Below are 11,961 nucleotides of genomic sequence, written 5' to 3' on the forward strand. Positions count from 1 at the left end.
ACCCGCGAGTCTTCGGTTCAGGACCCCTGAGTTGGGGATTCGGGTCTGACACCGAAACCCCAACTCACCGGTCCCGAACCGAAGACTCGCGGGGTTTCAGGCCAGGTTGGGGGCTAACGTGCCCTGCATGATCAACGGACGTTGGGAGCTGGTCGCGGTCGCGGCCGCCGAGTTCATCGCGGTTGGCTACGACGACGGGTATACGACTCTCGACGACTTACGGCTGCCGATCGGTGAGTTCAACCGTCGCTGGCTCGCGGGTGAGGTGCTCGGCGGGGAGCCGCCGTTCGCGCAGCTGACCGGGCTCACGCTCACCGTCGACGGCGCGGCCTTCACCGAGACCGGCGCGGCCGAGGTCCCCTGGTTCGACGACGAGGGCGTGCTGGAACCCGAGGCCCGTCCGTTCGACGGCACGCTCGCCACCTCACCGTCGGGTGTGTTCCTGCTGACCGAGGAGGGCAGGCGGGAGGGCGCGTTCGCCGACGCGAAGGAGCTGCACCTGCGCTGCGACGACGGCGACACCGCGATCTCCGACCTGGTCACGGTCGAGGACGACGAGCTGCGGCGCACCATGTCGGTGATCACCGACGAGATGTACCCGAGCCGGATCCGGCTCACCTACCGCCGCGGCTAGGGCCTGTCCCATGGATCTTTGTGCGAAGGTCCGCGCCTGACCAGCAGTGACCTCAGGGGAACGTGACGGCACGCAACCACCAACCACCTCGATACCCACGCCCGCGCTGGGTCGGGACCAACACATTTAATGCCGGGGAGGCGGACTAGTCGCGGTGGATGCGGCCGCTCACCTCGGTGAGCCGCTTGCCCGCGCCGCCCCACCGCAGCGAGATGATCTCCGCCGCGATCGACACCGCGGTCTCCTCCGGGGTGCGCGCGCCCAGGTCGAGGCCGATCGGCGACGCCAGCCGCGACAGCTCCTCCGCCGTCATGCCCGCCTCCCGCAGCCGCGACATGCGGTCCTCGTGGGTGCGGCGCGAGCCCATCGCGCCGATGTACCCGGCCTCGCAGCGCAGCGCGACCTCCAGCACCGGCACGTCGAACTTCGGGTCGTGGGTCAGCACCGCGATCACCGTGCGCCGGTCGATCCGCCCGGCCTCGACCTCCGCGGCCAGGTACCGGTGCGGCCAGTTCACGACCACGTCGTCGGCGTCCGGGAACCGGCTCTTCGTCGCGAAGATCGGCCGCGCGTCGCACACCGTCACCCGGTAGCCCAGGTACGAGCCGAGCCGCGCCATGGCGGTCGCGAAGTCGATCGCGCCGAACACCAGCATGCGCGGCGGTGGCTCGAACGAGTTCACGAACACCGACATGCCCTCGCCTCGGCGCTGGCCCTCCGCGCCGTAGTGCAGCGTGCCGGTCCGGCCGGTGGCGAGCATGCCGCGCGCGTCGTCCGCCACCGCGGCCTCCGCGCGCGCCGACCCGAGGTCGCCCGTCGTGCGGTCCGGCCACACGACCAGGTGTCGCCCGATCCGGGACGGATCGGGGTGCGCCACGATCGTCGCGAGCGCCACCGGCTCCTCGGTCTGGATCGACTTGACCAGCTCCGCGAACTCAGGGAAGTCCGCCGCGGAGATCGACTCCACGTAGATGTCGATGATCCCGCCGCAGGTCAGGCCGACCGCGAACGCGTCGTCGTCGCTGACGCCGTAGCGCTGCAGCACGGGGGTGCCGTCCTCGATCACCTGTGTGCCCAGCTCGTAGACCGCACCCTCGACGCACCCGCCGGAGACACTGCCCGACACGGTCCCGTCCTGCGCGACGAGCATCGCCGCGCCGGGCGCGCGGGGCGCCGAGGAGAACGTCGCGACCACGGTGCCGAGCGCGACCCGCTCCCCCGCCGAGTAGCGACGCATCAGTTCGTCAAGCACGTCACGCACGGCGTACCTCCACAAATAGCTCCTCGAGCGTGGCAAGACTGTGGCCGGCCAGCAGCCGGTCGAGGTGCGGCATGGCCACCGCGATGCCGGACTGGACGGGCGCGTACCCGTCGCGGCCCGCGTGCGGGTTGACCCACAGCACCTTGTGCGCGAGCCGCCGCAGCCGCGCGAGCTGCTCCCCGAGCAGGGCCGCGTCGCCACGCTCCCACCCGTCGGAGAACACCACGACCACCGCCCGCCGCGCGAGTCCTCGCTGCCCCCAACGATCGAGAAACACCCGAAGGGTCTCCCCCAGCCGGGTGCCCCCGGCGAAATCCGGCACCGCCCGTGACGCCGAGGAGAGCGCCTCCTGCGGATCCCGCTTGCGCAACTGACGCGACAGCCGGGTCAGCCGCGTGCCGACGGTGAACACCTCGGTCGACATGGGCGCGGCCCGGACGACGGCGTGCGCGAACCGCATCAGCGCGTCGGCGTAGGGCGCCATGGAACCGGAAATGTCGAGCAGTAGGACCACGCGGCGCGGCCGTCGTGCCCGGTCCTTGTAGACGAGCCGGACGGGTTCACCACCGGCGGCCCGCATGGCGCGGAGGATGCGCGCGGAGTCGAGGCGCCCCCTGTGACGCGGCCGCAACCGCATCGATCGCCGCAGCGGCGGGGCAAGGTGGAGCGTGGCCATCAGCTCCCGCAGGTGCTCCCGTTCGACGGCCGTGAGTTCGGAGATGTCCCGGTGCCGCAACACTTCCGTGTCGCTGGCGGCGACCTTCAGCTCGTCGGTCTCCCGGTCGCCCTCCCCGGTGCCGGAGGTGGAGTCGGTGAGCGCGGCCATGGTCACGACCCTCGGCTTGGTCACCTTGGACCGCCGTCGCCGCTGCTCGTCCGCGGTGAACCAGGCGGCGAAGGCCTCGTCGTAGCGGGGCAGGTCGTCCGGCTCGGCACAGAGCGTCAACCGTCCGGCCCAGTACAGCTGACCAGGATCCGCGATGTCGAGCTCGCCGACCGCCCCGAGGTAGGCCTGCACCCGCTGGGCGTCGGCGGGCAACCCGGCCACCCGGAGGGCGGCGGCGAAGCCGACCAGTCCGACGAGAGGGTCCGGGGTGTCCACACAGCCATTGTGTACCCGCGGGTCGGCGACATGGCCGCACGATGCGCGCCGCCACGAAGTATCCGCAGGTCAGAGCAAGAACTGTGGTTCCACGCGGCGGCCGCACCCGACGGCGGTGGTGCGGCGTAGTGCACGACGGCCGGGGCGCGGCCGCCACGTGGACGACCTGGCGCCACCCGCGATGCACGGCCGACGCCAGGGTTGGTCCCCGCCGCGACCATGGCCAGGTAGCGGGCCGGGCGCGAGGAACCGGTGATTGGTTCGTGGGCGGCCGTCCACATCGGACTGTGCCGTCGGAAGGGACGGCCGCCACAGCCGCCGCGACCGGTGAACACCGCGACGGGTTCACCGCGCAGGCAACTGTTCCGGATCAGAACAACGCTACCGCTCGCTCCCCCTGCGCTCGGTACTCATCGCTCCTCCTCCGGTGTGGCATGCCGAGCACAACTATCGCCCACCACAAGAGAAACCGCGACCGATTTACGGTCACCCGGCCAGAATCGACTCCAGGCCAACGGCTACCACCCGCTGCGAATCCTCCCGGTACTTCAGCACCGCCCCCAGCGTGGCGGCAGCGGAAGCGGCATCCAGCTCGGTACGCCCAAGGGCAGTCAACGCGGAAGCCCAGTCAAGCGACTCGGCAACACCGGGTGGCTTCAACAACTCCAGCTCCCGCAACCGCCGCACAGCCGACGCCACCTGAGTGGCCAACCGCTCCGACAAGCCGGGCAACCGCCGCCGCAGAATGGCCACCTCCCGCCCCAGAGCGGGATGCTCCAGCCAGTGATACAAACACCGCCGCTTCAACGCGTCGTGCACTTCCCGGGTGCGGTTGGAAGTCAGGATCACCAACGGCGGCACATCAGCCCGAATCTCCCCCAGCTCGGGCACCGTCACAGCGTTCTCCCCGAGGATTTCGAGAAGGAACGCCTCGAACTCGTCGTCAGCCCGGTCGACCTCGTCGACGAGCAGCACACACGGCGACTCCTCCAGCGCCCGCAACAACGGCCGGGCCAGCAGAAACCGTCGCGAGTAGAGCGACTTCTCCGCGAGATCGGAGTCGAGGACACCGCCGGAAGCAGCCTCCAGCGCACGCAGGTGCAGCAGTTGCCGGGGAAAGTCCCAGTCGTACAGAGCCTGGGTGAAGTCGATCCCCTCATGGCACTGCAACTTGATCAACGGCACATCGAGTGCCTGCGAAAGAGCGACGGCGAGCGACGTCTTGCCGGTCCCGGGCTCGCCCTCGCAGAACAACGGGCGCCCGAGCCGCTGGGCGAGGAAGGCGGCGGTCGCGATGCCCTCGTCGGGCAGGTAACCGACCGACTCGAGGGCCGCAGACAGCTCTTCAGGGGAATTCACCACGCCTCCGAGGGTAAACGCCAGGGTCCGACCAGGGGCGATCCCTGATGGCGGACGTGTGAGAACCAGCCACCCTGGAGTCATGAACACCACCACAGTGAAGCTCCGCCGCAGCCGCGACGACCGCATGGTCGCCGGGGTGTGCGGGGGGATCGCCAAGATGTTCGGCATGGACGCCGCACTGGTCCGGATCCTGCTGGTCGCCGCGACGTTGCTCGGGTTCGGCGCCGGCGCGATCCTGTACCTGGTCGCCTGGGCGGTCGTGCCGGAGGAATAATCGTCGGGCGTGGAGCAGAAGCGCACGTTTTCCCAGCCCGGCACGGCCAGGGCGCTCGTGTTGCTCGCCTCCGCGCTGGCCATCGCGGGGGCCGTCCTGGTCTTCCTGCTCGCACTCGTTTTCGGGCCCGCGCTGCTCGACCCGCGGGGCCTGACCGCGACCGTGTTGATCGCGACGGCGGTCTTCAGCGGGTTCGTGCTGGTCAGCGCCGTTGTCGCGAATCTCTTCGCGATCCGTGCCAGGTCGATCCGGGGTATTGTCGGCCTCGGCTGCGGCACACTACTGGCCGGTGTGGTCATCGGACTCGGCGTGTTGCTGCTGCTGATCGCGAATACGTCCTGAACCACCCGAATGGTCGGTATCTACAACACCTACCGACGCTCTTGAACGTAAGACCCCACACGGGGTGACGTGGGACAGGACGGATTGGCACCATGAGCGGGTGCCACGAGCAGAGCGACCCTCGGAGCGGGGTGGGAAGCGGTGACGGAACTGCAGACCGCAAGCATGGTCAAGCCTTGGGCTGAGCTCGAGGGAAGGGACCGGCACGCGGCATGCATGCTGGCCGCGCGGGACGGTGACAAAGAGGCGTTCGACGCACTCGTCGCCGATCTTGCGCCGTTGGTGTGGCACGTCGCCCGTGGCAGCGGCCTCGACCGCACGACCGCGGAGGACGTGGTGCAGACGGTGTGGCTCGCGTTGTTACGGCATCTGCACCGGCTGACCGAGCCGAGGGCGCTGGCGGGCTGGCTGATCACCACGACCCGTCGCGAGGCGAACCGGCAACACCGATCGAACGGGACCGTGGAGCTCTCCCAGGAGATGGCCGAGCGCACACCCACCACCGATCCGTCCCCGGAACACGAGGTGCTGCGCACCGAGAGGGACCACCAGCTGTGGTCCGCGTTCCACAAGCTTTCGCAGCGCTGCCAGGAGCTGCTGCGGCTAACCGTGCTCGCGGGCCGAGCGGAGTACCGCGCGGTCGCGGAGGCCCTGCACATGCCGCACGGGAGTATCGGACCGACACGAGGGCGCTGCCTGAACAACCTGCGCTCGCTGTACAACGGGGACAGTGGATCATGAGAACGAACCACACTGACGACGACCTGATGGCCGAGGTGGCGCGGCTCGTGAACGAGCTGGACCCACCCCCGCCCGGGCTGATCGAGAGAACCCAGTTCGCCGTGGCCCTCGACGACATCGACCGCCACGTCGAACTTGAAGTCGCACAGTGGGCCAACGACCGGCCGCTGGCCGGCGTGCGCGGAGGCATGCCGGGCACCATCACGTTCTTCGTCGGTGACCTGACCGTCATGGTCAACGTCACCCGCACGGGCGAACGGCAGCGCATTGATGGCTGGCTCGTGCCCGCGGGTGCCCACGGCGTCGAGGTCCGCGTCGCCGACCACGGCTCCGCGGTCACCACCGCGGACGAGGGCGGCCGCTTCGTGCTCACCGAGGTACCCAGGGGCACTACTCAGCTACTTGTACGCATGAATGCCGAACAATCACGCACCGTGGTCACTCCGACCGTGGATTTGTAACCCAATCGGACCCCATCTTCCCCGAATGGCAGATATTCTCCTGTATCTCACAGTGGTTGAACGCCTCTTTTGTTGGTGAGCAACCCGGAGAACCTGTTTGAGGGGAGCAAGCGACATGACCGACACGACCAGTGTGAAGCCGCCCGAGAAGGACTTCTTGGCTTGCGAGAAGTGCGACTCGACGGAGCACACGACCAACGGCCACTTCGAGGGCGGCACCAGCCCGGCTGGTCACTTCGAAGGCGGCTCCGCACCGGCATCCACGGAAAACTAAGTCGAGGCCGAGGCACCACTTCCCACAGGGATGTGTTGCTATTGAGTATGTGCCTCGTTTGCGCCCGACTTCTGTGACAGCCGCTGCTGACAGCGAACTGGTCGGTCGGCTCGAGACGGCCGATCAGCTGCAGCGCAAGGCGGTCGAGGTGGCGGCGGCGGCGCGGCCCGCCGACGCGGTGAAGCTGCTGCTACAAGCGTTACGCACACTGCCGGTGATCTCCGAGCGCCTCGACGTCGTGACCATGCGGACCCGGGTGCTGTTGACACTCGCGCTCGCGGAGGCCGAGACCGGCGCCGTCGGCGACGGCCTGATCCACCTGGGGACGGCACGCGATCTGGTGATCGGCCTGCCGGAAAGTCCACAACGCACCGCGCTGCTTGGCCGCGCGGAGAACCAGCACGCGATCGTCCTGCTCCGCACCGGGCACACCTCGGCCGCACTGGACCGCTTCGACCAGGCCATCCTGCTGCTCGAAGAGGTCATGGACACCGAAGCCGCCGACCCCGAGATGCTCGCCAGGACGATCATGAACCGCGGGCTCGCCTACATCTCCATCGGCAAGCCGGGCCCCGCGGAAGCGGACATGCACCGCTGCATCGCGCTCGCCGGGAAACACGGCTGGGAGCGGCTCAACGCGAAGGCGCAGAGCAATCTGGGCGACATCGCGCAGCTCGTCGGTGACGTGCCAGGCGCGCTCGCGTACTACGAACAGGCCGAGCGCGCGTTCCGCCGCATCGCGCCGGGACTCGTGCCCCGCACCCAGATCGACCGCGCGCGGGCACTGCTCGCTGCGGGGGTGGCCGAGGAGGCCGCCCGCTATCTCGACGACGCACTGCCCGAGCTGCGTGAGCACCGGATCAGCCAGGACCTCGCGGAGGCCGAGCTGTCGAGGGCCGCGGCCGCGTTGCTGCAGGGCGACTACACGGTCGCGAAGACGCTCGCGGAGTCCGCGCGCCGCAAGTTCGTCAAGCGCGAGAGCGGATCGTGGGCGGAGGTCGCCGCGCTCACCAAGATGCGGGCCGAGGCCAGCGTCGCGCTGTCGACCCCGGGCGGCCGGGTGCCGAGGGCGAAGGCGGCCGCGCTCGCGGACCGGCTCGACGCGGTCGGGCTGACCGACGAGGCCGCGATGGCCACCATGCTCACGGTCCGCTTCGACGTGCGGGCGGGTGCCGTCGACCACGCGGAGTCCCTGCTGGAGCAGGTGCCGCCGCCGAGGAAGATCGCCCCGATCGACCACAAGATGCTGCTGCGCCTGTGCCGCGCCGAGGTGGCGGTCGCACGCGGCGAGGGCCGCAGGGCGCTCGCGCAGGCCAAGGCCGGGTTCGACGAACTCGGCGCGGCCCGCGACCGGATGGGCGGACTCGACCTGGTGTGCGGCACCGCCGTGCACGGCATCGAGCTGGGACGGCTCGCGGTCGGCCTCGTCCTCGACGGGGCCCGCACCGACGGCGACGCCCGCCGCCTGCTCGCCTGGCAGGAGCGGACCCGCGCGCAGGTCTACCGCTACGAGCCGCTGCCCACCATCGACGACCCCGCGCTGGCGAGCGTCGTCGCCGAGCTGCGGACCGTGCTCCGCACACTGCAGCAGGCCCGGCTGGAACGCAGGCCGGTCACCCACCTCGAACAGCGGTCGACCGCCCTGCAACGCGAGGTGAACCGGCTCGGCTGGAGCACGTCGCGCTGGGGCAAGCCGCGGCCGGTCTCCTCGCCAGCCGAGATCATCGAGCGGCTCGGCGACCGCGCGCTCATCAGCTTCGCGGCGCCCGACGCCGACCTCGCGGCCGTCATCGTCGCGGGCGGGCGGACCAGGCTGGTGCGGCTCGGCGCGAAGGACCCCGTCCTCGAGACCGCGCGGCAGCTGCACGCCGACCTGGACGCGCTCGCGCCGGACGAGCTGATCGCGCCGCTCGTGACCGCGGTGTCGCAGTCCGCCCGGCGGCGGCTGCACGCACTCGACGACATGTTGTTCGGGCCGGACGGGATCCCCTCGGAGCTGCTCGCGGACCGGGAGCTGGTCGTGGTGCCGGTCGGCGGGCTGTACTCGGTGCCATGGGAGTCGCTGCCCTCACTGCATGGGCGGGCGGTGTCGGTGGCGCCGTCGGCGACCGCGTGGGTCAGCGCCGAGGAGGTCGCGCCCGCCGACGGGCCGGTCGTGCTGGTGCGCGGTCCGGACCTGCCGACGTCGGCGACCGAGCTGGACCAGCTACGCGAGGTGTACCCGGACGCGATCGTGCTGGAGGGCGAACAGGCCACGACCGACGCGGTGCTGTCCGCGATGGACGGTGCCAAGCTCGTCCACATCGCCGCGCACGGCACGCACGAGGCGACCAACGCGATGTTCTCCCGCCTGGAGCTGCACGACGGCGGGCTGCTCGCGCACGAGGTGGCACGGCTGCGGCGGCCACCAGCACACATCGTGCTCGCCGCGTGCGAGCTGGCGCTGTCGCACATCCGGCCAGGTGACGAGCCGCTCGGGTTCGCGGGCGCGATGCTCGCGAGCGGGTCGCGGACCGTGGTCGCGGCCGTGAACCGGGTCGGGCACCGGTCGGCCGCGCTGACCATGACCGACTATCACCGCCGCCTCGCCAACAAACCGGTCGCCGACCTCGCCGTCGACCTCGCCGTCGACCTCGCCGACGCCATGACCGACTACCACCGGCGGGTCGCGTCGGGCATCAGCCCCGCACGCGCGCTGGCCGAGGCGACCGCCGCCGACCCGCTGCGGCGGCCGTTCATTCTGCTGGGCGCGGGTTAGGCATTGCGGGAAGATCGGCCACAGTTGACCATGGGTCGACTGCCGCGAGGGGGTGGACGGTGTTTCTGGCGCTCGACTGGTCTGACTCGCGCTTCCTCACGCACCTGATCTCCGTGCCCCTGTTCACCGGCGTGATCGGCTACGTCACGAACTGGACCGGCGTGATCATGATGTTCCAGCCGATGCGGTTCCACGGTATCCAGCTGCCCGGCCTGCGGTTCCTGTACTCCTACCTGCCCCGGCGCGTACAGGTGATCCCCGCGATCACGCACGACGGCCGGTTCGGCTGGCAGGGCATCATCCCGTCGCGGGTGTCGAAGATGGCCTCGATCTCCGTCGACAAGGCGCTGCTCAAAGTAGGCAGCATCGGCGACTTCTACCGCGAGTTCGAACCGGACAAGATCGCCGACCACATCGCGGCCACCGCGCGCACCGAGATCCGCGCCGTGGTCGAACGGATCATGGAACGCGAGCACCCGCAGCTGTGGCACGACCTGCCGCCGGTGATCAGGTCGGCGGTGCACGCGCGGATCCAGCAGCGGCTGCCGGCGATCGTGCGTGGCCTGACCGACCAGCTCGGCGAGCACATCGAGCAGCTCATCGACGCGAAACTGCTGGTGATCCGGCACTTCGAGGAGCACCCGGAGCTGATGAACGACATGCTCCGCGAGGTCGGCCGCAAGGAGCTGCGGTTCATGCAGAACTTCGGCTTCTACTTCGGGTTCCCGGCGGGCATCGGGCTGGTGTTCCTGCTGGAGGTGCTGCCGTACTGGTGGGTGCTGCCGCTCGGCGGCGCGGTGATCGGCTGGGTCGCGAACTGGATCGGCATCAAGCTGATCTTCGAGCCGGTGTTCCCGCGCCGCGTCGGGCCGTTCACGTTCCACGGGCTGTTCCTGCGACGGCAGCCGGAGGTGAGCGACGTGATGGCCAAGATCATCTCCGAGGACGTCATCAACATGAAGAACATCGGCGACGAGCTGCTGTTCGGCGCGCGTTCCGACCGCACGCGGCAGATGCTGGAGACGTCACTGCGGCCCGCGGTGGACGACGCCGTCGGGTTCGCGCGGTCGGCGGTGCGGGTCGGCATCGGCACCGAGCGGTACGACCGGATCCGCGACGCGGTCGCGCAGGAGGCGGTCGAGTTCGCGTCGGTGTTCGGCGACACGGAGTTCGGCAGGCAGCAGGCGGGCAAGATCAAGGTGTTCGTGGCGCGGCAGATGCGGCAGCTGCGGCCGGACGAGTTCAACGAGCTGCTGCGGTCGGCCATCAAGCAGGACGAGTGGCTGCTGTTCGTGCACGGCGGCGTGCTCGGCGTCGGCGCGGGGCTCATCCATCTGGCGATCTTCGGAGTGTGAGATGGCATCGAATTCGTTGGGACTGCTGCGGATCGCGGCGAACGCGGGACTGTCCACCGCGCAGTGGATGGTGCAGACGACCGTCCATACCGGACAGCGGATCGTGCGCGGGATCGTGGCGGGCGAGCCGCCGGTGAAGATCGCTCAGGAGCTCGGCGCGGAGCTGCGGACCGCGGCGCAGACCGTGCTGGGCGTGCGACCGGCGGCCGCCGAGCACAGCGCGTCGACCGAGGAGCTGCGGGCCCGTGGGGCGGAGCTGTTGCGGCGCTCGTCGGACGTGCACTTCGTTGAGGACACGCACCCGGCGTTCGAACGGATTCTCGGGGAGCTGACGCCGGACGAGGCGCGGATCGTGCGGTTCCTGTTCCGCGAGGGCCCACAGCCGACGGTCGACGTGCGGACCAACCGTCCACTCGGGATCGGGTCCGAGCTGATCGAGGCGGGGCTGTCGATGATCGGGCGGCAGGCCGGGGTGCGGAACATGGACCGCACCAACGCCTATCTCAACAACCTGTTCCGGCTCGGTCTCGTGTGGTTCTCGCGCGAGGAGGTCGAGCCGTCGCGGTACCAGGTGGTGGAGGTGCAGCCGGAGGTCCAGGAGGCCATGGCCCGCGCCGGCCGCGCCCCGAGGACGATCCGGCGCAGCATCCACCTGACCCCGTTCGGCGAGGACTTCTGCCGCACGTGCCTGCCTACGGACGCATGATGTTGATGTCCACGCGGGTGTCCACGCCCTCGACATCGGCGAAGCCGTGCAGCTGCCAGATGTGCCAGCCGAAGTCGGGGCGGAAGACGAGGTTGCGGTGCCAGCGGGGGCGGTCGAGCTTCACCGGGTAGACCTCCTCCCAGTCCGCGCCAACGTACAGCACCATGGGCCGGTCCCATTCCTCTTCGACCAGCTCGACGAACGTGGCCAGTTCCTCAGCGACGGTGTCCTGGTCGGGCCGCTTGGCGCAGTTGCCTGCGGTCTCGAGGTCGACGGCGGGCGCAAGCGCTTGCGGATCGGGTTTCGCGACGCGGAGGAAGTGCTCGGCCTGCGTGGTCCCGTCGGTGCAGAGGGAGAAGAAGTGGTAGGCGCCGCGGTCGATCCCGGCGCTGCCCGCGCCGGCCCAGTTGGCCGCGAACTGCTCGTCCACCCAGTCGCCGCCCTCGGTCGACTTGAGGTAGGCGAAGGAGATCCCGTCCCCGGCGACGGCATCCCAGTTGACCACGCCCTGGTGGTTGGAGACATCGATCCCGAACCGCTCCCCAGGCTCGAGCGATGGCCGCCAGTACGGCAAGAACAGGTACCGAACCCCAGCGGCAACCCCGGCGAGCACCAAAACGGTCACCCCCAGCACCAACGGCCACCGCCGCCGCCTGGGTAACTCAGAAGTCACCCGCCCAGCATGCCCGAC

General features: G+C 69.9%; 13 protein-coding genes. 9 read left to right on the forward strand and 4 right to left on the reverse strand.

Features of this window, described 5'->3' with window-relative positions:
* The first annotated feature begins 127 nt into the window (after positions 1-127).
* Positions 128-634, forward strand: coding sequence for a hypothetical protein (locus WBA97_RS32850; RefSeq protein ID WP_424234867.1), 507 nt, complete (start codon positions 128-130; stop codon positions 632-634).
* Between the two features lie 145 nt (positions 635-779).
* Here the strand turns inward: WBA97_RS32850 and WBA97_RS32855 are convergent, their stop codons facing one another.
* The 3 genes from WBA97_RS32855 to WBA97_RS32865 all read right to left on the reverse strand — a co-directional run bounded on the left by WBA97_RS32855 (position 780) and on the right by WBA97_RS32865 (position 4,440).
* Positions 780-1,895 carry an XdhC family protein gene (locus WBA97_RS32855; RefSeq protein WP_424234868.1) on the reverse strand — a complete coding sequence of 372 codons (1,116 nt, stop codon included), beginning with the start codon at positions 1,893-1,895 and terminating at the stop codon, positions 780-782.
* The gene (locus WBA97_RS32860; protein ID WP_424234869.1) at positions 1,888-2,997 is read right to left on the reverse strand and encodes a vWA domain-containing protein; all 1,110 of its coding nucleotides are present in this window, start codon (positions 2,995-2,997) and stop codon (positions 1,888-1,890) included. The genes WBA97_RS32855 and WBA97_RS32860 overlap by 8 nt, the downstream gene beginning before the upstream one ends.
* Positions 2,998-3,483: 486 nt before the next feature.
* The gene (locus tag WBA97_RS32865; RefSeq protein ID WP_424234904.1) at positions 3,484-4,440 is read right to left on the reverse strand and encodes an AAA family ATPase; all 957 of its coding nucleotides are present in this window, start codon (positions 4,438-4,440) and stop codon (positions 3,484-3,486) included.
* On the opposite strand from WBA97_RS32865, the gene WBA97_RS32870 reads away from it, so the two are divergent.
* From WBA97_RS32870 to WBA97_RS32905, 8 genes are all read left to right on the forward strand, one after another.
* A complete protein-coding gene (locus WBA97_RS32870) occupies positions 4,439-4,633 on the forward strand; it encodes a PspC domain-containing protein (protein ID WP_424234870.1) in 195 nt (64 codons plus the stop codon). The two genes, WBA97_RS32865 and WBA97_RS32870, sit on opposite strands and share 2 nt — an antisense overlap.
* A gap of 9 nt (positions 4,634-4,642) precedes the next feature.
* On the forward strand, positions 4,643-4,975 hold the full coding sequence (locus WBA97_RS32875; RefSeq protein ID WP_424234871.1) for a hypothetical protein: 333 nt from the start codon (positions 4,643-4,645) through the stop codon (positions 4,973-4,975).
* Between the two features lie 141 nt (positions 4,976-5,116).
* Positions 5,117-5,716: an RNA polymerase sigma factor gene (locus WBA97_RS32880; protein WP_424234872.1), complete on the forward strand. Its 600-nt coding sequence runs from the start codon at positions 5,117-5,119 to the stop codon at positions 5,714-5,716.
* Positions 5,713-6,177: a carboxypeptidase regulatory-like domain-containing protein gene (locus tag WBA97_RS32885; RefSeq protein ID WP_424234873.1), complete on the forward strand. Its 465-nt coding sequence runs from the start codon at positions 5,713-5,715 to the stop codon at positions 6,175-6,177. The genes WBA97_RS32880 and WBA97_RS32885 overlap by 4 nt, the downstream gene beginning before the upstream one ends.
* A gap of 115 nt (positions 6,178-6,292) precedes the next feature.
* Entirely contained in the window at positions 6,293-6,451 is a 159-nt protein-coding gene (locus WBA97_RS32890; RefSeq protein WP_424234874.1) for a hypothetical protein, read from the forward strand.
* A gap of 73 nt (positions 6,452-6,524) precedes the next feature.
* On the forward strand, positions 6,525-9,209 hold the full coding sequence (locus WBA97_RS32895) for a CHAT domain-containing protein (RefSeq protein ID WP_424234875.1): 2,685 nt from the start codon (positions 6,525-6,527) through the stop codon (positions 9,207-9,209).
* A gap of 59 nt (positions 9,210-9,268) precedes the next feature.
* Complete coding sequence (locus tag WBA97_RS32900; protein WP_424234876.1) at positions 9,269-10,564, forward strand: hypothetical protein; 1,296 nt, start codon at positions 9,269-9,271, stop codon at positions 10,562-10,564.
* Between the two features lies 1 nt (position 10,565).
* On the forward strand, positions 10,566-11,270 hold the full coding sequence (locus WBA97_RS32905; protein ID WP_424234877.1) for a DUF4393 domain-containing protein: 705 nt from the start codon (positions 10,566-10,568) through the stop codon (positions 11,268-11,270).
* Here the strand turns inward: WBA97_RS32905 and WBA97_RS32910 are convergent.
* Positions 11,257-11,895 (reverse strand): glycoside hydrolase family 25 protein, encoded by a 639-nt coding sequence (locus WBA97_RS32910; RefSeq protein WP_424234878.1) that lies wholly within the window; start codon positions 11,893-11,895, stop codon positions 11,257-11,259. The genes WBA97_RS32905 and WBA97_RS32910 overlap by 14 nt on opposite strands.
* Between the last annotated feature and the right edge of the window lie 66 nt (positions 11,896-11,961).

Origin of the sequence: Actinophytocola sp., from assembly GCF_049647105.1 — a bacterium.
Classification (GTDB): Bacteria; Actinomycetota; Actinomycetes; order Mycobacteriales; family Pseudonocardiaceae; genus Actinophytocola.